Origin of the sequence: Microbacterium salitolerans (assembly GCF_019720895.1) — a bacterium.
Classification (GTDB): domain Bacteria; phylum Actinomycetota; class Actinomycetes; order Actinomycetales; family Microbacteriaceae; genus Microbacterium.
Genome location: NZ_JAHKSH010000003.1, coordinates 262,679 through 283,391 on the forward strand (window position 1 = coordinate 262,679; position 20,713 = coordinate 283,391).

General features: G+C 69.5%; 13 protein-coding genes. 7 read left to right on the top strand and 6 right to left on the bottom strand.

The features are described from left to right. The first annotated feature begins 130 nt into the window (after positions 1 to 130). A complete protein-coding gene (locus KOL93_RS07805; RefSeq protein WP_221584777.1) occupies positions 131 to 5,959 on the top strand; it encodes a DUF7507 domain-containing protein in 5,829 nt (1,942 codons plus the stop codon). 36 nt (positions 5,960 to 5,995) lie between these two features. Then, entirely contained in the window at positions 5,996 to 6,295 is a 300-nt protein-coding gene (locus tag KOL93_RS07810; protein WP_221584778.1) for a hypothetical protein, read from the top strand. A 13-nt stretch (positions 6,296 to 6,308) separates the two neighbouring features. On the opposite strand, the gene KOL93_RS07815 is transcribed toward KOL93_RS07810, so the two are convergent. The 3 genes from KOL93_RS07815 to KOL93_RS07825 all read right to left on the bottom strand — a co-directional run bounded on the left by KOL93_RS07815 (position 6,309) and on the right by KOL93_RS07825 (position 10,500). Continuing rightward, complete coding sequence (locus KOL93_RS07815; protein ID WP_221584779.1) at positions 6,309 to 8,120, bottom strand: class I mannose-6-phosphate isomerase; 1,812 nt, start codon at positions 8,118 to 8,120, stop codon at positions 6,309 to 6,311. Positions 8,121 to 8,244: 124 nt separating this feature from the next. Then, positions 8,245 to 9,261: a LacI family DNA-binding transcriptional regulator gene (locus tag KOL93_RS07820; protein ID WP_221584780.1), complete on the bottom strand. Its 1,017-nt coding sequence runs from the start codon at positions 9,259 to 9,261 to the stop codon at positions 8,245 to 8,247. Positions 9,262 to 9,339: 78 nt separating this feature from the next. Next, the gene (locus KOL93_RS07825; protein WP_221584781.1) at positions 9,340 to 10,500 is read right to left on the bottom strand and encodes a glycoside hydrolase family 76 protein; all 1,161 of its coding nucleotides are present in this window, start codon (positions 10,498 to 10,500) and stop codon (positions 9,340 to 9,342) included. A 285-nt stretch (positions 10,501 to 10,785) separates the two neighbouring features. Here KOL93_RS07825 and KOL93_RS07830 point away from each other — a divergent pair, with 285 nt between their 5' ends. From KOL93_RS07830 to KOL93_RS07840, 3 genes are read left to right on the top strand one after another with little or no spacing between them, the layout of a single operon-like run. Beyond that, a complete protein-coding gene (locus KOL93_RS07830; RefSeq protein ID WP_221584782.1) occupies positions 10,786 to 12,039 on the top strand; it encodes an ABC transporter substrate-binding protein in 1,254 nt (417 codons plus the stop codon). Between the two features lie 5 nt (positions 12,040 to 12,044). Next, a complete protein-coding gene (locus KOL93_RS07835; protein ID WP_221584783.1) occupies positions 12,045 to 12,947 on the top strand; it encodes a carbohydrate ABC transporter permease in 903 nt (300 codons plus the stop codon). Beyond that, positions 12,944 to 13,768, top strand: coding sequence for a carbohydrate ABC transporter permease (locus tag KOL93_RS07840; protein WP_221584784.1), 825 nt, complete (start codon positions 12,944 to 12,946; stop codon positions 13,766 to 13,768). Before KOL93_RS07835 ends, KOL93_RS07840 begins: the two co-directional genes overlap by 4 nt. A gap of 63 nt (positions 13,769 to 13,831) precedes the next feature. Here the strand turns inward: KOL93_RS07840 and KOL93_RS07845 are convergent, their stop codons facing one another. Then, positions 13,832 to 16,957, bottom strand: coding sequence for a glycoside hydrolase family 38 N-terminal domain-containing protein (locus KOL93_RS07845; RefSeq protein WP_221584785.1), 3,126 nt, complete (start codon positions 16,955 to 16,957; stop codon positions 13,832 to 13,834). Between the two features lie 5 nt (positions 16,958 to 16,962). Next, on the bottom strand, positions 16,963 to 17,916 hold the full coding sequence (locus tag KOL93_RS07850; protein ID WP_221584786.1) for an ROK family protein: 954 nt from the start codon (positions 17,914 to 17,916) through the stop codon (positions 16,963 to 16,965). A 154-nt stretch (positions 17,917 to 18,070) separates the two neighbouring features. Between KOL93_RS07850 and KOL93_RS07855 the strand changes: the two genes are divergently transcribed. Both KOL93_RS07855 and KOL93_RS07860 read left to right on the top strand, forming a co-directional pair. Then, the gene (locus KOL93_RS07855) at positions 18,071 to 19,036 is read left to right on the top strand and encodes a CPBP family intramembrane glutamic endopeptidase (protein ID WP_221584787.1); all 966 of its coding nucleotides are present in this window, start codon (positions 18,071 to 18,073) and stop codon (positions 19,034 to 19,036) included. An 82-nt stretch (positions 19,037 to 19,118) separates the two neighbouring features. After that, a complete protein-coding gene (locus KOL93_RS07860; protein ID WP_221584788.1) occupies positions 19,119 to 19,598 on the top strand; it encodes a hypothetical protein in 480 nt (159 codons plus the stop codon). A 78-nt stretch (positions 19,599 to 19,676) separates the two neighbouring features. Here the strand turns inward: KOL93_RS07860 and KOL93_RS07865 are convergent, their stop codons facing one another. Beyond that, positions 19,677 to 20,444 carry an aminotransferase class IV gene (locus tag KOL93_RS07865; RefSeq protein WP_221584789.1) on the bottom strand — a complete coding sequence of 256 codons (768 nt, stop codon included), beginning with the start codon at positions 20,442 to 20,444 and terminating at the stop codon, positions 19,677 to 19,679. Positions 20,445 to 20,713: the final 269 nt, after the last annotated feature.

Below are 20,713 nucleotides of genomic sequence, written 5' to 3' on the forward strand. Positions count from 1 at the left end.
GCCGACGAGGCGCCGATCACCGGATCGTGTGCCGACATCGGCCCCACGAGGTGACTTCTGCCACCTGTTCCCGCAGCGAGCTCGCTCCCATACACTTGCTGAAGATTCACCCGGAGCCGGAGGTTTCCCCATGACGAAGGCCGTCGCGCCCCCGCGAGGCGAGCGTTCGCATCGGGCGCGCCTGCTCGTCTCCACCGTGGCTGCGGTGTCGTTGGTCGTGAGCGGGTTCACGGCGCTGTGGGGGCCGGGGATCGATGCCGCGGAGGCTGTCGAGCCCTTTCCGATCGTGGACGACGGCGCGGGGACGCCGGGCGAGTTCGATGATGCCTGGGAGCGCATCGTCACCGGCGACGGAAACACCGGGGGCACGTACACCTCGGATGGCTGGCTGCGGCTCACCGACAACGGCACGCTCCGGACCACCAACCTGCTCAATCCCGTCGCCTTCCCGTCGAGCTCCGGGTTCGAGGCGACGTTCGATTTCCGCGCGGGCAGCGGGGCGACCATCGGAGATGGGCTCGCCCTGTACCTCGTGGACGGTGCAGAGCCGATCAGTGCGGGCAACCCGGGGGCGGGTCTCGGCTACGCGCGCAACAATTCTTCGGCGTGCGGTACGAATGGCGGGTACCTCGGTCTCGGGTTCGACATGTTCGGCAACTGGCCGCGGGCCAACGTGAACAACTTCGGGGGCGACTCGGCGCTCGTCGGGCAGCAGAACATCGGGCTCCGCGGGTCGGGGCCCGGCGACTGCACCGGATCCGCGAATACCCAGTACCCCTGGATCGACGGGGTCGCCGTTCCGGGTCTGTCGACCGCCGTCGCTGCGAGCGGAGATCCGGCGGCGGATGATGGCTCTCTCTACCGCCGCGCCTCCATTGTGGTCCTCCCGGTCGACGGGAGCATCCAGGTCACGGTGTCGCTGTCGGAGCCGACCGCGAAATCAGAGAGCGCCGGCGAGCTCACCGAGGTCTTCTCCACGGAGCTCGCGGACGTGCCCGGCCAGGTGCCGCTGCCCGACACCCTCAAGCTCGGGTTCTCCGCATCGACGGGCAACGGTTCGAGCTTCCACGACATCCGGAACATCAGCGTGCGCTCGCTCGGCGACCTCGCGCTGACCAGTGCGCTCAGTCCGACGACGCCCGGCCAGGCCGGATTCCCGGCCGGCACCTTCTTTCCGGGCGACCCGATCTCGTTCGATCTGACGGCGACCAACAACGGACCGACCATCGTGGGCGGCTCAGACCCGGAGACGGGTGTCGCCGTCGTCCACCAAGATCTCAGCGATCTGCCGATCTCCGATGTGACCTGGACCTGTGTCGGCGTCGACGGCGGTGAGTGCGCCCAGGCATCGGGTATCGGTCCGGTGGTCGAAGCCGACTGGTCCGGCCCCGCGGGAGGATCCGTGGAGGTGACGGTCAACGGCACGGTCGCGCCCCAACCGGGATCCTTCACCAGCACATCCGTCATCCCGACGAACTTCGACGACCTCACCGTCGATCCGTCCACGCCCTCGGTCCAGCGGGACGGCAGCCTCGCCGACGTCGATCTCCACAACAACACGGCGGCGACGCCGTTCGATGTGGTCATGCTCGCTGACGCCGAGACATCGACGATCGCCGCCGATCCGGAGACCGTGCAGGCCGACGGCGTCAGCACGTCGACGATCACGGTGACGCTGTTCGACGAGGACGGCAACCCGCTGCCGGTGGGCGGAGACTCCGTGACGATCTCGACCACGGCGGGAACGCTGTCCGACGTCACCGACAATGGCGACGGCACGTACACCGCCACCCTGACGGCCCCGACCGAGGCGGACACGGCGACGGTGTCGTTCACGGTCAACGATGAGCCGGCGTCTGCGACCGCGACCGTGACGTTCACCGCCGTCGCCGATCTGGAAGTCGTGAAGACGCTCGACACGTCTCCGCTCGTCGCCGGCGGCCCGGTGTCCTACACCCTCACCGTGACGAACAACGGCCCCGGGGCGGCGGAGGACTTCACCGTCTACGACCCCGTGCCGGGATCGCTGAGCGATGTTCAGGCCGAGACGACGTCCGGGTCGTGCCTCGTGACGGCCAGCGTGAACTGCGAGGGCGGGCCGCTCGCGAACGGCGAGAGCGCGGAGATCACGATCACCGGCGTGCTGTCGCCCGACGCGCCGGCGGGATCCGCTGTCGTGAACACCGCGCAGGTGGAATCCGCCACGACGGACCCCGATCAGTCGAACAACACCTCCACGGCGACGGGAACGGTCTCGACGTCTGCCGACGTCTCGGTCGAGAAGTCGTTCGCACCCGGGGAGCCGGTCGCCGGAGAAGAGGTCGTCTACACCCTGACGGCGACGAACTCCGGACCGTCGACGGCGCAGAGCGTCGACATCACGGATCCCCTGGACCCGTCGACGACGTTCGTGAGTGCCGAATCGGACGCCGGCAGCTGCGACTTCGACGGCTCGGTGGTGTCGTGCGCAGTCGGCTCGCTCGCACCAGGTGCGACCGTCACCGTGACGGTCACGGTGACGCTCGCGGCGGACGCCGCCGCGGCCGTGCAGAACACCGCGATGGTCACTACGTCGACGTCCGACGCGAACGACGCCGACAACGCCTCGTCGACGAGCTTCGAGCCGACCATCATCGCGGACCTGGCGGCGACCAAGTCGGCTTCGGCGTCGACCGTGACGGCGGGAGACGAGTTCACCTACACGGTCGGGGTCGAGAACCTCGGTCCCTCGGCGGCGCAGAACGCTGTGCTCACCGACACCGTGCCGGAGGGCATGACGGTGCAGGACGTCGTCGCACCGGCTGATGCCGCCTGTTCATTCGATGCCGAGGCCGTGCGCTGTGACTGGGAGGCGCTGCAGCCGGGCGAGACGGCGTCCATCGACATCCTCGTCCTCGTCGCACCCGACGCGCCGGCGGGCGAGCTGATCAACTCCGCATCCGTCGCCTCGCCGGCGGATGATGCGGACACGGCGAACAACTCCGGATCCGCGACCGTCGTCGTCGAGCAGAGCGCGGACATCGGCGTCGAGAAGACCGCGACGCCGAACCCCGGCGTCCCGGGGACGGAGCAGTCGTTCACCATCACCGTGACGAACGATGGCCCGTCGACGGCTCGCGGGGTGACGGTGTCCGACGTGCTCCCCTCGGAGCTCCGTGATGTGACAGCCGATGACTCCTGCATGATCACGGGTCTCGTCGGCACGTGCGCCCTGGGCGATCTCGCACCCGGAGCGTCCGCGGCCGTCACCGTGACGGGCACGATCGCACCGGATGCCACGGGCAGCATCGCCAACACCGCGAACGTCGCCTCTGGCACACCGGATCCCAACGGCGACAACTATGCGGACACCGTGGTCGTCCCGCTCGAGCCGCTCGCCGATGTGTCGTTGACGAAGATGACGTCGACGCCGGATGTCGCGCTCGACGGCGAGGTGCAGTACCTCGTGACGGTGCGCAACGATGGCCCGTCGACGGCGACGGGAGTCGTCGTGGAGGACACCATCGAAGAGGGCATCGCGCTCACGGGTGCGGAGGCGTCGACCGGCACGTGGGCGGGTGGCACGTGGAATGTGGGGGCGCTGCAGCCGGGCGAGGAGGCCGAGATCGCGATCTCGGGCGTCGCTGTGGCCGAGGGGACGTTCACGAACACGGCGACCGCGTCGTCGGAGACCCCGGATCCGGATGCGGACGATCTCGTCGACACGGCGGATGTGACGGTCACGGCGCGCGCGGATCTGGCGATCACGAAGAGCATCTCAGTGGATCCTGCTCCGATGAACGGCGAGGTGACCTACACGCTGGCGGTCGACAATCTCGGACCGAACGATGCGACGGAGGTCGTGGTCGCCGATGAGGTCCCGGCGGAGCTCATCGGTGTGGCGCCTTCGAGCGAGGAGTGCGTCATCGCGGACGGCGTGGTGTCGTGCGAGCTGGCGGAGCTGGCAGACGGCGAGTCGGCGGAGTTCGCGTTCACGGGCACGGTGGATCCGTCGACTCCGTCGAATGAGATCACGAACACGGCGACCGTGGCGGCGTCGCAGGCCGACCCGGAGGAGGGGAACAACTCGTCCACGGTGGTGACGCCCATCTCGGGCGAGGCGGGGATCGAGCTGACGAAGACGGCCTCGCAGCCGGTGGATACGAACGGCGACGGGATGATCGGCGCGGGCGACACCGTCGCCTACTCGTTCACGGTGACGAACACGGGGAAGGCGACGCTCACGGATGCGGCGATCGAGGATCCGCTCCTCGGCGGGCCGGTCGAGTGCGCCGCCCTCGCGGGTGCGATCGCGCCTGGCGAGTCGGTCGAGTGCGGCCCCGTCTCCTACACCCTCACGCAGGCGGACGTCGACGACGGCCAGGTGGTCAACACCGCCGCGGCCTCCGCGGAGAGTCCGCGCGGGTCGGTCGCCGACGACGACACCGCGACGGTCTCCGTCAGCGGGGCGAGCGCCGTCGCCTTGGAGAAGCACGCGGGAGATCCCACGGATGCCGATGGCGACGGAGTCCTCGGCGCGGGCGACACCGTTGACTACGCCCTCATCGTGAGCAACCCCGGCACGACGACCCTGACGAATGCGGAGATCCGCGACGAGATGCTCGGCGGTGCGCTCGACTGCCCCGCGCTCACCGACGTCTCGCTGGCCCCGGGCGAATCGGCCGAGTGCGGACCGATCACCTACACGCTGACGCAGGCCGATGTGGAAGACGGGGCCGTGCGCAACGTCGCGTCCGTCACGGCGTCCGCCCCCACCGCCTCCGTGACGGATAAGGCTGAGGCCACCACGACCATCACGGGTACGAGCGGCGTCGAGCTCACGAAGACCGCCGGGGAGCCGGTGGATGTGGACGGCGACGATCGCGTCGGTGCGGGCGACGCGATCGAATACCGCTTCACGGTGCGCAATTCCGGGACGACGGTCCTGAGCGAGGTCGTCCTCGAGGACGAGCTGCTGGGCGGCGTGGTCGACTGTCCCGAGATCGGCGGCGTGGATCTGGCGCCGGGCGACGAAGTCAGCTGCGGTCCGGTCAGCTACACGCTGACTCAGGACGACGTCGACGCGGGCGCCGTGCACAACGCGGCGTCGGTCACGGCCGTCGGTGACGAAGCCGCCGTGTCCGATGTCGCGTCGGTGGACGTTGCCCTCCTCGGCGAGGGCGGCATCTCGCTGGCCAAGTCGGCTGCGGCGGTCGAAGACGCGAACGGCAACGGCGCGACGGATGCCGGGGACACCATCGACTACACGTTCGCGGTGACCAACACCGGGACGACGACGGCGACCGCGCTGGCGATCTCCGACCCGCGCCTGGACGACACGATCACGTGCGAGGCGGCGTCCATCGCCCCGGGCGAGATGATTCTGTGCGGCCCGGCCGCCTACGTTCTGACGCAGGCGGACGTCGATGCCGGTGAGGTCGTGAACAGGGCGACGGCGTCAGCGGTCGGTGCCGGCGGGGAGGAGCTCACCGCTGAGGCGAGCGTGACCACGCAGGTCGAGGCTCAGCCGGCTGTGGCGCTGGAGAAGACCGGTGGCGACTACGCCGATGCGAACGACGACGCGCAGGTCAGCGCGGGCGACACGGTGCAGTTCCGGTTCACGGTGACGAACACAGGTGCGGCCACGCTGACGGACGCCGTGCTCGAGGATCCGAAGCTCGGCGGAACGGTGTCGTGCGAGATCCCCGAGCTCGCCCCCGGCGAGTCGGTCACCTGCGGGCCGGTGTCGTACACCATCACCGCCGACGAGGCGAGGGCCCATGCCGTGACGAACGCGGCGACGGTGATGGCGATCAGCGGAGCATCCACGGTCTCCGCGTCCGACTCGGTGACGGTCGATCTGCCCGAGCTCGCCGCGACCGGAGGCATGGTGGCCGGGCTGGGGTGGGCGATCCTGCTGATCGCACTCGGACTGCTCGGGCTGCTCATCGCGAGAACTCGCCGCACGCAGTCGGCGTGACGGGGCGGGCATCCCCATCTTTGATGGAATGGGCGCATGCTCATTGCGGTCGGGATCCTCTTGGCACTGACGGGAACGGCACTGTTCGCGGCGTCACTCCTGCGCACCGTGCGCGCGAACCCCGACAGCAGGATCCCGTGGCTCGGTGAGCCGCCCGTCGTGCCCAAGCACGAGATTCTTCAGCGCGCGCTCGGTGCCGGACTGACGGTCGGCGGTGCCGCGATGTTCGGCATCGCGCTCTCGGCCTGGGTCGGCGTGAGCGTCGCAGTGGTGATCGCCCTCGGCGCGTGCGCCGTCGTCCTCCGCCACAACCGCCGGGTGCGCGCGGCGGCGTGATGCCGCCGCGCGGTCAGGCGCCCTCCGCCTTTCCAGCCCCGCGCCGCGTGCCCCGCACGTAGGCCTTCACCGTGCCCAGGCGCTGCCCGAGCCCGCGCCCGTGCGGGCGGATCGTGTACGCACCGACCGCGGCGGGAACGATGAACGTCTCCGCATAGTGCACGACGAACGGGGCGAACGCGCCGGTCGGCGACTCGACCACCGCTTCGTCGCCCTCGACGAGGTTGAGCACGTTGACGGTGCCCTGCGTGTCGTGGCGGACCGGGCCGTCGAACCAGTGGCGCCGCACCTCGATGAACTCCAGTTCGTGGAGTCCGGTCCGCTCCTCCACCCAGCCGTCGCCCTGGCCGAGGGTCTCGACCTGGTCGACCAGGTTGGCGCGAGTCCACTCGGTGTCCCGATCCCACTGGATGTTGGCCAGCGCGTGGTCGAGGTGGATCGGGCGCGGAACGCCGTCGAGGCCGACTCGGCCCCAGTCCCACATCTTGAACGTGAAGATGTAGGGCGTGGCGGAGATCTCGAGCACCATCGAGTTGCGGCCGGAGCAGTGCACGGTTCCCGCGGGAATCGAGAAGTGGTCGTGCTTGGCTGCGGGGAACTGGTTCACGTACTCGGCGGCGGGGAAGGGGGCGAGGCCGGCTTCCGCGTCCGCGAGATCTGCGCTCAGGCGTGCGCGGTCGACGCCGGTCTTGAGGCCGAGGTAGACGACGGCGTCCTCGGACGCGTCCAGCAGGTAGTAGCTCTCGTCCTGCGTGTACGTCATCCCGAACTTCTCCTGCATGTACTCGGTCAGCGGGTGCACCTGCAGGGAGAGGTTGCCGCCGTCCATCGTGTCGAGGAGGTCGAAGCGGATAGGGAACTCGGCCCCGAAGCGGGCGTGCGTCCGCTCGCCGAGCAGCTCCCGCGGCCGAGTGAGGACGAGGTCGATCGACGGGATCTCGAACACGGTGTCGCCGTCGCTGAGGAGCAGACTGTTCTCCTCGGGGACGCCGTCGAAGGACCACGCGTAGTTGGCCTTGTCCTCGGGAAGGCCGCAGACGCTCTTCATCCACTGGCCGCCCCACACTCCGGGGTCGAAGTACGGGACGACGCGGAATGGGCGGTGCGCCGCCCCTTCCAGGGCGCCGCGGAAGGCGGCTCCGGTGATCAGCGCCGGCTCGTCGGCGCGATTGAGGTCGAGCACGAAGTCGGCGGTGGAGATCAGGCCGCGCTTGTGGCGATCGGCGACGCGCCACTCCACGAAGAAGCCGCGCTTGATCTTGCGGAGCGGATCCTGGTCGGCGTTGTCCGCGTGCCAGTTCGGCATGCCGGCCCGGTATCGGCCCTGGATCTCCCAGCGCGCCATCTCGCCGAGGACGAGGACGTCTGCGTCGGGCGCGATCATCGCCGCGCCCCATCCGATCAGCACGCCGCCGCGCGTGCGCTCCGCGATCTGGGACCGCAGCGCGTCCACGGCCGTGGGGTCGTAGAACGCGTCGATGCTGCTGTGCGAGAGCAGGCCGAACACGCGGTCGTCGGTGAGGTTCGCCTGCATCCATGCCGTGAGGGCGGCGCCGTCGATCGCGGCGGACTCGGCGTCGAACAGGTCGACGTCGGGCAGCGCCTCGCGCACCTGGGCGCGGAGCGCGGCGAGGTCGGCGCCGGGGTAGGCGTCGATCGCGATGAGCGGCCGCGCGCCGCTGGCGTTCGCCGCGAGGCGCAGACGCTCCCAGAGGTCGGATCCGCGCAGAATGCGCTCGCCGTGCGGCAGATCCACGGACGGGGCGAGGTCGTACTCGCTGCGATAGCGGTCCGAGGAGTCCGATGTCGAGCTCACGTGTGTCATTCCGCGCCTGTCCCCTCTGTTGGATTCGCGTCGTCGATGACGCAGGAATGGTAACGATACCAAAAGAATGACGCAGCGGTGGCGCGACATCCATCGTGAGGAGATCTGCGGGCCGGGGGCGTGACTACGCGCGGAACCGCGCCGGCAGTTCGAGGACGCGTGCGGCCGGCTCGGCCTCTCCGCGGAGGCGGGTGAGGATCATGCGCGCGGCCTCGCGTCCGACGTCGCGGGGGTCGTGGTCCACGATCGAGAGGTCGAAGGGCGTCATGTCGGACAGCTCGAAGTCGTCGAAGGCGACGATCCGCGCGGTCGGGGCGCCCGCCTCGATGCAGGCGCGCATGACGCCGATCGTGTTGCGGTTGTTGGCGGCGAAGATCGCGGTCGGGGGCGCGTCGAGCCGCAGCAGCTCGCTCATCGCGGCGCGGGCCGCGTCGGAGTCGTTCTGGGCTGCACGTACGAGCTGGGCGTCGATCTCGAGACCGGCACGCGCGTGCGCCTCGCGGAAGCCGGCGAGGCGCCGCCGCGAGGTGAAGACGGAGGTGGTGTTGCCGACGTATGCGATGCGCGTGTGGCCCTCGTCGATGAGATGCTGGGTCGCCTCCAGGGCTCCGCCGTGGTCGTCGACGATCACGGCGTCGGCTTCCAGACCCGAGACCTGGCGGGAGGCGAGTGCGAGGGGGACGCCCGCGGCCACGGCGGAGCTCAGGTGCGCGACGTGCTCGCCCGTCGGCACGACGATCAGCCCGTCGACGTGGCGCCCGATGAAGTCGTCGACCAGTGCGCGTTCGCGTTCGACGTCCTCGCCGCTGTTGCCGACGAGGAGGCGCATCCCCGCGCTCGCGACGACCTCCTCGGCACCCAGCTGCAGCTGCGCGTAGTACGGGTTGGCGACGTTGGTGATGATGACCCCAAGCAGTCCGGTGCGCTGTCCGGGGCGGATGCTGCGGGCGTTCTCGTTCCGCCGGTAGCCGAGCTTCTCGACGGCCGCCGTGACGGCCGCGATCTTCTCGGGGCGCACGTTGACGCCGCCTCCCAGCACACGGGAGACCGTCATCGGCGACACTCCGGCGGCGGCGGCGACATCCTGAACCGTCGGCGCGCTGTGCGGACGGAGTGGGGGCGTGGCGCCGGTCTCGGTCATGGCGTCATGGTATCGATACATCCTTGTACGGGCGGGAGGGCCCGGAGGTCGGTACGGCGGGCCTCCGGGCCCCTGTCCTCAGCTGATGTCGTCCAGGTCCCGCTTGTCCCACGCCAGGATCGCGAAGATCTGGATCATGCCGGCGTTGTCCAGCGTCGCGGCCGGGCGGTCGGGCTTGTAGTCGCCACCACCCGACGGCTGGAAGTGGAACAGGCCGGTCTCGGCATTGCGGTTGGACTCCCATGTCGACTGGGCGTACGCCTCGGCCGCGGCCCGGTATGCGGGGTCGTGCTTGACGGAGTCGAGCAGGAGGAGGTCGCGGAAGTAGAACGCGTTGAAGATCGCGGGCTGCTGCTGCAGGCGATCCTCGGCGGTCCAGTACTCCAGGGAGCCGCGCGCGGCCGCCTCGGCCTCCTTCAGATACTCACGGTCCTTCGTCGCCCGGTAGAGGATGGTGGCCGTCGCGATCATCGATCCGGAGTTGTACGTCCACAGCGTCGGGTTGATTTCGCCGGCGTCGTCGATGCTGTTCAGATACAGACCGGGCGACGACCCCAGGCAGTCGTTGTTCCAGTCGTAGAGCTTCTCGCTCCACTCCAGGTAGTCGGATTCGCCGGTCTGCTCGTACAGGTGGGCCGCGAGCTGCGCACCGAGTCCGGTGATGTTCGCGCCGCGGTCGGCGTTGTCCGGGCGATCGATCCAATCCATCCCGCCGGGGCAGGTGAGGTCGGGATCCGTGTTCCACCCGCGCTTCACGATCTCGAACGCGCCCCGCGCCTTCTCGAGGTGCTCGGGGTCGCCGGTCTTGCGGTACTGGCGGATGTCGGTGAGGCCGACGATGCTGTTGTCGTCGTAGAAGACGTCGCCGCCGCCTCCGAGCGGTGCGGGCAGATATGACTCGTAGCCCGGACGGTCGCCGTCGCGGACGTTGTAGTACAGGTCGAAGTTCGCGACGCGCTGGCGCGCGACGTTGTCGTATGCCGGCCCGATGTCGGCCGCCCCCTGCAGGTCGGCCGTGGCCTGTGCGGCCTCGCGGTACTCCCAGAGGTAGGAGTACGGGTTCGCCTCCGTGCCGGTGTTGAGCTTGTACAGCTGGTGGCCCTCGGCGCCGAGATACAGGTGGTCCTGCATCGCGTCGTACGTCGTCACCGCCCGTTCCTGCCAGATGTCATCCGGTGATTTCGGTGCGGCCAGGGCGGGGGAGGCGGTTCCCAGGGCGAGGGCGGCGACGGCGGTCATGGCGACCCCCGATGCCCAGGTGCGAGTGGAGCGTGGTCGAAGAGGTGACGTCATTGTTCATCCGATCTCTGTGGCTGATATCGTTACCAGCCCGTCCAGAGTGCCGCCCGACTTCCCATCGGTCAACCCTCGGATCGGAGGTCGGGTGACGGATTCGTCTCGGCGGCGCGGAGAGGTTGCCTCGAAAAGGGGGAGCGTGCTAGCTTCGCGCTGGTAACGATATCAAGGCGTTGCCATTCAGTCATCGACGACTGCCCTTCGGGGGTATGAACAAAGGAGTTCCGCATGAGAAACGCGCGCAGACGACTGGTCGCGGTCGCCGCTACGGCTGCAATGGCCTTCGGTGCGGCGGGGTGTGCCGGGTCCTCCGGGTCGCAGGCGACGACCGGTGAGCTCACCTTCGTGACGGACAAGAGCTGGGACTTCGACGCCTTCTCGAAGGTGTCCGACGAAGCCATCGACATCAGCCTCGACTCGACGCACTACGCCGACGTGAACGCGTTCGAGGCGTTCGTCAAGCAGTCGCTCCGTTCGAACAAGGCGCCGGGTCTGTTCACCTGGCACACGGGCGGCAAGCTCGAGGACCTCGTCGAGGCCGGCGTAGTCGCCGAGACCACGGAGCTGTGGGACGCGGCGATCGCCGACGGCGAGGTGGCCGAATCGGTGCGGGACTTCTACACCGTCGACGGCAAGCAGTACTGCACCCCGATCAGCGTCGACAGCTGGGTGATGTACTACGACAAGCGCACCTTCGAGGAGCACGGCCTTGAGGTCCCCACGACCTGGGACGAGATGATGAGCGTCGCCGACGTCCTCGTCGACGAGGGCGTCGCGCCGTTCTGGAACTCCAGCGGCAACCCGTGGGCGTTCGTGTGGTTCCAGATCCTTCTGGCCGGCACCGACGTGGATCTGTACGAGGACCTGGTGAGTGGGGAGGCGAGCTTCACCGACCCCGAGGTCGTCGAGGTGATGGACATCTGGCTCGATATGAAGGAGAAGGGCTACTTCTCGGATCCGGGTTCGAAGACCCCGGGCGAGACCCAGATGAAGGACCAGCAGGTCGCGATGATGCCGTTCGGCACCTGGTACGCCAGCACGCTCGACACGGTGGGGCTCGAAGCCGGCACCGACTGGGGCGCGTTCCCGATCCCGAATGTCAACGCCGACCAGGAGGTGACCCCGGTCGCCACGGAGACGGCCCCGGCGTGCGTACCCGAGAAGTCGGACGAGAAGGAGCTCGGGCTCGAGTACTCCGAGTGGTGGATGGGGGCCGAGGCCCAGACCGCATGGTCGGAGCAGCAGGGCAACCTGCCGTACAACCCGACCGCCGAGGCGTCCTCCGATGAGTTCGCCGCGATCGGCGATGAGTACGCGGGTGACGGGTACCAGTTCTACCTGCGCTACTACGAGGCCGTTCCCGCGGAGATCCTCACGGCCTCGCTCGATCAGTTCACCGGCTTCATGACGAACCCGGGCGATCCGATGCCGTATCTCGAGGGCATCGAGCGCGTCGCGGACGAGTACTGGGCGGACCACTGACCCGCATGGCTCACCGCACCCCGACGCACGACCAGCGCGCCGCCTGGGCCTTCATGGGCCCGGGCGTCGCCGCCGTCGTCATCGTCCTCTACCTGCCTGTCTTCTATACCGTCTTCCTGAGCTTCACCGAGTACGACGGACTCGGGAGCCCTGAGTGGATCGGCATCGACAACTACGTCGACATGTTCCGGGACCCGGCCTTCCTCACCTCGGTCGCCAACACGCTCGCGTGGGTGCTGGGCACCCTGCTCGTTCCCGTGACCCTGGGACTGTTCGTCGCCTACATGGCCTACGGACTGCCGGGCGCGGCATGGCTGCGCGTGCCGTTCCTGATCCCCTACGCCCTGTCGGGCGTCGCCGTCGGCGTGATCTTCTCGTTCGTCTTCCAGAACGGAGGCGCACTGTCGCAGGCGCTCGACTTCCTCCACCTGCCCGGCGCGGAGCTGCGATGGCTCGAAGACGCCCCGCTCAACACGATCGTGATGATCTTCGCCGCCGCCTGGCAGGGCGTCGGCGTCAACGCGCTCCTCTTCACCGTCGGGCTGCAGTCGATCCCGAAGGAGCCGCTCGAGGCGGCCCGGCTGGACGGCGCGAGCGGGTTCCGGCTGTTCGCCTCGATCGTCTGGCCGCTGCTGCGGCCGTCGACCACGATCGTGGTCGGGCTGTCGATCGTCAACAGCCTGAAGACGTTCGACATCGTGCAGTCGATGACGGGAGGCGGTCCGAACCGCGTCTCGGAGACGCTCGGCGTGACGATGTACCGCGACACCTTCCTGAACAGCCAGTACGGGCTGGGATCCGCCGTCGCGATCTTCCTCACCGTCGTGACGGTCGCCGCCTCGCTGATCTACCTCCGGAAGCAGCTCTCGCTCGGCGAACCGACTGCCTCGAGAAAGGTCAGCGCATGATCTCCCGCATCCTCCGCTACGGGATCCTCGCGGTGATCGGCATCCTCTGGCTCCTGCCGATCTACCTTCTGCTCGCCAACGCGAGCAAGCTGACGTCCGAGTACTCGGGACTCACGTTGTGGTCGCCCGGCAATCTGCCCGCACTGCTCTCCAACATCGTCGCGGTGTTCACGACCACGGACGTGCCGACCGGGCTGCTCACGACCTTCCTGTACGCCCTGGTCGCGCCCATCGTCGCCGTCGTGCTCGGCGCCGGCGTCGGATACGCCGTGATCGCGCTGAAGCTTCGGAACGGATTCTTCTGGTTCTTCGTCGTCTTCTGCGGCACGATCTTCCCCCTGCAGATGCTGATCATCCCGCTGTTCGCTGCGTACACCCAGATCGGGATGTTCGACACCTTCGTCGGGATGGCGATCGTGTATTCGGTCGTGTCGGTGCCGTTCTCGGCCTTCGTGATGCGCAACTTCTTCTCGGGGATCGCCGAGACCGTCTTCGAAGCGGCCGTCGTCGACGGCGCCGGGCCGTTCCGGATCTTCACGCGGATCTACCTGCCGATGTCGCGCAGCGCCCTGGTCGTCGTGTTCATCCTGCAGGCGACCTGGGTGTGGAACGACTTCCTGCTCGCGCTCGTGCTCACGCAGAGCGCCGAGACCCGTCCGGTGATGCCGCTGCTCCAGGCGCTGCAGGCGGGCGCCGAGGGGGGCGGCGCGCCGTTCACCATCATGCTGACGGCGGGTCTGCTCGTCTCGATCCCCACGGGCCTGCTGTTCATGTTCGCGCAGCGCTTCTTCCAGAAGGGTCTCGCGCTCGGTCAGTACTGAGACACACGACGAAGGGGGCGGCCCGAGATCATCCGATCTCGGGCCGCCCCCTTCGTCGTGCCGTCAGGCGGTGCTCGCGCCTCGGCGCAGCTCCACGGACACCGTCTCGTACGGCGCCAGAGCGACCTCGACGGCGCCGGCGACGACGTCGAGATCCGAGAGGCGGGCGCCGAGCAGCGTCGCGCGGCGCGCCTGCGCGACCGCGAACTCCGGCGTGATCGTCAGCGTCACCTGTTCGTCGGCGAACGACTGCAACCGGACGGCCGTCCCGTCGCTCTCTCCGAGGTCGGAGAGCCCGATCAGTCGCACGCGGTCGTCGCTCAGCGAGAGGATCCGCGCGGTGTCGATCGCGGCGCCCTCCCTGCCGCGGGCGGCGATCGACTGCAGGGGGCTCGTGAGCGCGGCCGACGTCTCGATCGCCAGGCCCTCCGTCGACTGCGCAGCGTGCGCGCGCACGCCGATCGCGTAGGAGAACGTCGCCGTGAAGCCCTGCTCGATCGGGAAGTTGGTGTCCCAGACGTTGTTGTGGAACCAGGAGAACACCGTGCTCGGCTCGACGGGGTGCGTGCTCACGGGGAACGGCGCGTAGGGCAGGGAGATCGCGCCGGCCTGCACGAGGGGCGCGTCTCTGGTCACCCACGCGACCGCGTCGTCGCCGTCCGTCACGCTGACCCAGTTGCGCACCGCGCGCATGTGCTGCGGAGCGCCGGGGATGTGGGGGAGCCCGTCACCGGTGGCGCCGCCGGAGACCTCGAAGCGCACGCGGGGATCCTCCGTGGCGAACGGGAACGCGAAGTACCCGCTCTCCTTGGTGCGGGTCGCGGGCTTGGCCACGCGGTTCTCCACGAGCAGTCGCGGCTCGCCGTGGCGCAGGCGCAGCGTGACCTGCACTGAGTCGACGCCGTCGGCGGAGTACTCGTAGACCAGGCGCTGCTCGACCGCATCGTTGACGCGCTCGATCAGCACCGCCGGCTTCGCCACGGTGCGAGAGGCCAGCAGCTCGAGGCGCGGCGAGACCGACAGCTTGTTGGCGAGGTGGTTCACCCCGGCGCCGGAGCTGCCGTAGGTGTCGTAGATGTAGGAGTTGAAGCCGACGACGGACCCCTGGTTGACCCAGTCGCGCCCGGTGGCCTTCTCGACCACCGAGCGGATCGCCGACCGCTGCTCATCCACCTCGACCCGGAGGTGCTCGTTCTCGAGCGTCAGCAGCTCCTCGCGCGCCGTCGTGTGCAGTGAGAGGGGCGGCGCGGCTGCGGCGGCCGCGTCGGCGGCCACGAGGTCGAACCGCACGAAGCCGACGTCCGGCAGGTCGGCGGCGCTGAAGGTGATCCAGCGGCCGGACTCACGGTGCAGCGAATTGCCCTGCGGCTCGACGGCATGCGGAACGGTCTCGCCCGAGCGCGCGTCGACGACGACGAAGGAGGCGTCGAACGGCACCTGCGACTCCTTGACGAGGATGCGCGCGGCGGATCGACGGGATCCTCCGGTGACGTTGGCGACGAGATAGCTCGCGAGCGCGGACGGCGCCGCGGGCACGGCCGCTGCGAGGTGATGCAGCGCGCCTTCGACGGCGTCGGTGGCGAGCTGATGCGCGGTGAGGGCGTGGCCGACCTTCCACTGCCACTGGCGCTCGCCGGAGTCGTATCCTTCGTCGCCGTGGGTCCACGAGTTGCTCGCGCCCCAGGTGTGCTCGTTGAACATCGAGATCGCCTCGTAGGCGGCGCGAGCCTGGGCGGCCTCGTGGCGGGCGGGCTCGCCGCCCGTCAGCGCGGCCAGCTGCGAGAGGGAGCGGGCCTCGGGGACGAGCGCCTGGGCTTCGCGTGCGAGCGCGAGCGGCACCGCGCCCGAGCCGATGCCCTCGACCCACCAGTCGCCCCAGTCGCCCTCGTACGTCTCGAGCTCGTCGCCGAACCGCTCCTCGGCCTCGGCGAAGAAGTCCTCGTTGCGTGAGACGCGCAGCTTCGGGAACTCCCACGTCTCGTTCCACTGGCGCACCAGCTGGGACAGGTGCAGCCGGGCGGGGCCGTTGTCGCCCATGTAGCCCTGAGTCCGGATGTGGAGCACGTCCCACGGATAGGGGGCGCGGCCCTCGTCTTCCTCGCCGTGGGCGCCGAACACGCCGGGAGGGAAGGGGTAGCCCTGCGTCGCGAGCGCCGTCAGATACGCCGGCAGCAGCGTCTCAGCGGTGTCGTACGACTCCGTGAGCCCGATCATCGGGCCTTCCAGGTAGGCCAGCCCGTGCGGGCTGTCGGTCATCCAGACGAGCACCGAGCTGCCCGCGGGTGTGCGCCACCGGAACATGCGCGGAAGGTCGAGTGCGCCGTTCTGATGCGGGTTCGACCGGCCGGCCCAGTTGTGCGCGACGGCCAGATACTTCACGCCCACCTCCTGCAGGGCGTCCGGCAGGCCGGCGACCTGGCCGGGGACGTCGGTCTGCATCGCGCTGGAGAACGAGATGCCGTACTCATCGCGGATGCGGCGGGCCTCGGCGAAGAGCTCGTGGAGCTCGTCGGTCGAGCAGGTGTCGGTGTGCAGGTTGTACGGCATCGCGCTGAGCCCGATGGATCCGTCGCGAACGAGGGCGACGAAGTCGTCGATCTCGGCGGACGTGCGGTTCTTCTCCCAGTCGGAGAAGGCCCACAGCGCCTCCGCGTTCCACCGGAACCGCGCCTCCTCCGGCCAGTCGGCCGTGTGGTGCGCGAGCTCGACGGCGGAATCGAGGTAGGACCGCTGATTGCGGATGACGGCCACCTGCGGGTCGGTGTACCCGAAGTCGAAGTGCGAGTGGTGCACGACGTGGATGCTCCACTCACGGACGACGTCGAGCGCCGCGTCGAGCGTCTCGGCGCCCAGGGCGGGGATGCCGACCGACACGCGCAGCGGGCGCTCGGCGGCCGGGACGAGGACGCGGACCGAGCCCGATGGTGCCTCCGCGCGCCCGACGACGAGGTCGGCGCCGCCGTCGTCTGTCACGCGGATGTCGAGATCGACCGGTTCTCCCGTGTGTCCGTCGACGACGATCCGGACGCTGCGTACGCGCGTCCCCTCGACCGTGCGCTGGAGCGGTTCCGGGATGACGTGGATCGACGAGGAGCCGATGGTGCCGGATGCGGCTGTCGCGCGGTCGAGGAGTCCTTCTCTGGCCTCCTCGGAGGTCCAGGGGGCCTGGGCGATGAGAGCGGGCTTCATTGGTGTCACTCCGGGGTCGTGGGTGGATGGGTCAGGCATTCGCGGCGCAGCCAGGCGGCCGCCCCGAGCAGCGGTGCGGTGTCGAGGAGAGCGGAGGGGCGCACCGCGATGTCGCCGTTCGCCTGCAGGCCGTCGGACAGGGCGGAGCCCAGCAGGTGCCAGGAGCGCGCCATCGAGCCGCCGACGACCAGGTGGCGCGCGTCGAACGACTTCAGCCATGGCGACAGCGCTGCACCGAGCGCGCGCATCGCCTCCGCGAGGACGGAGCGGGCGACGTCGTCGCCGGTGTCGGCGAGAGCGGCGATCTCCTTGACCGCCAGCGTCCGCCCCGTGCGCCGCGCGAACTGCGCCGTGATGGCGCGAGTCGAGACGGTGTCCTCGAGAGGAGCTCCGTTCCAGACGATGCGGTGCGCCTCTCCTGCCGGAGGGACGTCCGGGCCGTGGTCGACGGGAGTGCCGTCGCGCAGGAAGGCCGACCCGACGCCGGTGCCCAGCGCGATGCAGACGAGGCGGTCGACGCGTTCTGCGGCGCCGAACGCCCACTCGCCGATCCCGTAGGCGACGGCGTCGTTGACGAAGCGGATCTGGTGCGGGGGCGAGCCGAGTCGGTGCGCGAGCTCCTGACGAACATCGACATCCCGCAGGGACTCGAACTTCCCGACGCCCGCGAAGCGACCGACTCCGGAGTCGTAATCGAAGGGGCCGGGCATCGCGACCGCCCAGTGCACGTCGGCGGCCTCCGCGCTCGCCGCGCGCAGCGCCGCCTGTGCAGGGCGCGCGATCGTGTCGAGCAGCTCGTCGCGTGGGGCGCCGCCGTCGATGGTCTCGTCGGAGTGCCGTGCGAACGGCTCATCCGGGCGATCCACGTCGATCGCGGCCGCGGTGGCGTGGCTGCCGCCGACCTCGAGAACCCACTCGCGCGTGTCCGCGTCGGCACGCTGCTCCATCGTCTTGTTCACCGTCGCCCAGTCTGCTGCAAAGTCGTGCGTGGTTGGTAACGATATCAGCACGTGCGGACATCGCAACAGGGATCCTCCGCCGCCCTGCGACGGACCCCGCATGCTCCGTCGCAGGGCGGATGCGCCCCGCTCGCGGCGGCAGGACGATGGACCCATGAACGCCACCGATCTGTACTCGCCGCACGACGCGCGACCGGGGATCCCGCCCGCGAGGGTGCCGTGGGGATCCGTCGGTCTCTTCCTCGCGATCGCCTTCGCGCTCGGCTGGCTCGTGTGTCTGCCGCTGTGGCTCGGCGACGGGCTCGCGTCGCCGCTGTTCCGAGTCCTGGCGGCCGTGCTGATGTACACCCCGGCGGCGGGCGCGCTCATCATCGCGTTCGCGACCGTGCCGAGGGGATCCCGCGCCCGCTATCTCGGGCTCCTGCCCTTCCGTCCGGTCTCGCGCAAGATCTGGCTTTTCGTCCTCGCGCCCGTCGTGTTCCTCGCCGTCGGCATCGGCGGATTCGTCCTCGCCGTCGCGCTCGGCTGGGCGGAGGCCGACTGGGCGATGGCCGCGGTCGAGCAGCAGCTCGCCGGCCAGATGGATCTCGATGTGTTCCTCATCCTGCAGATCGCGTCGCTGCCGATCGCCGTGGCCACGTCGTCGATCGCCGCCTTCGGCGAGGAGCTCGGCTGGCGCGGCTACCTGACGACTGCGCTGTCGCCGCTCGGGTTCTGGCGCTCGGCGCTGATCATCGGCGTCGTGTGGGGGCTGTGGCACGCGCCGATCATCCTGCTCGGCTACAACTTCCAGCGCACCGACCTCGTCGGCCTCCTCGCGATGTGCGCCTTCACCTTCTTCGTCGGTGTGCTGCTGCAGTGGTCGCGCTACGTCACGCGCAGCGTCTGGCCGGCGGTCGTCGGCCACGGCGCCCTCAATGCGACGTTCACGGTCCCGCTGCTGTGGGCGACGCCCGAGATGGATCCGCTCATCGGCATGGCGCTCGGCCTGCCCGGATGGATCCTCATGGCCGCACTCATCGTCCTCCTGCTGGTGTTCCGCACGTTCCGCCCGGGACCCGACTGGGCGCCGAAGACGGACGCGCGCGAGCCGCAGAGTCTCCAGACTCCGATCGCCTGAGGCACGCGCCCGCCGCGGGGTGGATCCCGAATCCACCCCGCGGGGGAGGTGCCGACACCCCCGCACACGATGGGATGGAAACATGTTCGAAGCTCTCCAGTCGTTTACCGAAGACCTGCCCGCCGCGATCCAGTGGCTCGGCCTGATCCTGCTCGGCGCCATTCCGTTCATCGAGTCGTACTTCGGTTCGTTCATCGGCGTGGTCGCGGGCGTCAACCCCGTCGTCGCCGTCGTCGCCGCAGTGATCGGCAACATCGTCTCGATGACGATCTTCGTCCTGACCGCACACGGGATCCGCACCGCCGCGACGAAGAACGGCGCGCCGAAGGAGCTCTCGCCGCGCCGGCAGAAGCTCAAGGACCGATTCGACAAGTACGGGGTCGCGGGCGTCAGCCTGCTCGGTCAGCTCGTGCTCCCGAGCCAGATCACGTCGGCCCTCATCGTCGGCTTCGGCGCCCCGAAGAACCGCGTCATCTTCTGGCAGATCATCTCGATCATCCTGTGGGGCGTCGTGTTCGCCGCGCTCGGCCTCGCGGGCGCCCAGCTCACCGGTCGCTTCTGACCGGAGCCGCTCGGACGAGGGCTTCTCGGAGCCGGGGCGGTGGCGCTGCCACCGCCCCGGCTCTTGTCGCGCTCCCGGTCAGATCCGGTCGCGCGGGACCGCGGCGTAGTCGGCGCGCAGATGATCGAACACCGGGTGGTCGGTCGGCCACGCCTGATCGTCGATCGAGGCGATGGGACGGATGCCGGCGCCCGAGCTCGTCGCGAAGGCGCCGTCCATGTCTGCGAGATCGTCGAGCCGCACCTCCTCGGATCCACCGCCCGGGAGCAGGGCTCGCGTCACGCCCGGCAGCGCGTCGCCCGCGGCCCACACGACGTCGTCGCCGCGGACGAATCCGATGTTCCAGGTGGGGCCCTCCGACAGCAGCCCGCGATGGTCGACGAACACGGCGTCGTCGAACCCCGCCCGCTGCGCGAGGCGCCGCTGGTGCAGGGAACCGAACAGCCCGGTGTGCTTGATCTCGGGGGCCTGGCGACCGAACTGCGCCGACCGCACGCGCATCGGGGCGGGGACCGACGTCGACGCCTGCCGCGGCGTCACGAGGATCCGCGGGTGCGCGTCGGCGCCCGGACGCGTCAGCGTGAGGTCGGGGTCGAACACCGTCACGCGCACGACCACCGTCGCCGGCTCGTCGGCGACGGCTTCACGGATCCGCTGCCGCACGACGGCCTCGTCGAGGTCGACGTCGAACAGCGTGCGCGCGTCGCTCGTGAGCCGCTGGAGATGACGCGCGAGCCCGCGCGTGGATCCGCTCTCCACGAGCATCGTCGTGAAGTGGCCGAGGCCGAGGAACGCGAGGGCCTGCAGATCCGCCGGATCCACCGCTCCGCCGTCGAGCTGCTGCATGGCAACAGTGTCGCACCCGGCGCGCGGCGCCGCGCCAACACAACGCAGTCGATTCGGACGCCGAACGGGCTGCAGCGTCCTGAACCGGGGTCGTGCGGGGCCGATTGACTGCGTTGTGTTGAGGGCAGACGGCACACCGCCGCTGGTTTCGACGAGGCCCATGGCGGGGTCGGGTCTGCTCCTGCCTCGCGGGCTCGCCAACACAACGCAGTCGATTCGGACGCCGAACGGGCTGCAGCGTCCTGAACCGGGGTCGTGCGGGGTCGATT

Bases quoted from the DNA above. Each gene is read 5' to 3' on its own strand.
- KOL93_RS07805 (WP_221584777.1), top strand. From the start codon at position 131: ATGACGAAGGCCGTCGCGCCCCCGCGAGGCGAGCGTTCGCATCGGGCG.
- KOL93_RS07810 (WP_221584778.1), top strand. From the start codon at position 5,996: ATGCTCATTGCGGTCGGGATCCTCTTGGCACTGACGGGAACGGCACTG.
- KOL93_RS07815 (WP_221584779.1), bottom strand. From the start codon at position 8,120: ATGACACACGTGAGCTCGACATCGGACTCCTCGGACCGCTATCGCAGC.
- KOL93_RS07820 (WP_221584780.1), bottom strand. From the start codon at position 9,261: ATGACCGAGACCGGCGCCACGCCCCCACTCCGTCCGCACAGCGCGCCG.
- KOL93_RS07825 (WP_221584781.1), bottom strand. From the start codon at position 10,500: ATGACCGCCGTCGCCGCCCTCGCCCTGGGAACCGCCTCCCCCGCCCTG.
- KOL93_RS07830 (WP_221584782.1), top strand. From the start codon at position 10,786: ATGAGAAACGCGCGCAGACGACTGGTCGCGGTCGCCGCTACGGCTGCA.
- KOL93_RS07835 (WP_221584783.1), top strand. From the start codon at position 12,045: ATGGCTCACCGCACCCCGACGCACGACCAGCGCGCCGCCTGGGCCTTC.
- KOL93_RS07840 (WP_221584784.1), top strand. From the start codon at position 12,944: ATGATCTCCCGCATCCTCCGCTACGGGATCCTCGCGGTGATCGGCATC.
- KOL93_RS07845 (WP_221584785.1), bottom strand. From the start codon at position 16,957: ATGAAGCCCGCTCTCATCGCCCAGGCCCCCTGGACCTCCGAGGAGGCC.
- KOL93_RS07855 (WP_221584787.1), top strand. From the start codon at position 18,071: ATGAACGCCACCGATCTGTACTCGCCGCACGACGCGCGACCGGGGATC.
- KOL93_RS07860 (WP_221584788.1), top strand. From the start codon at position 19,119: ATGTTCGAAGCTCTCCAGTCGTTTACCGAAGACCTGCCCGCCGCGATC.
- KOL93_RS07865 (WP_221584789.1), bottom strand. From the start codon at position 20,444: ATGCAGCAGCTCGACGGCGGAGCGGTGGATCCGGCGGATCTGCAGGCC.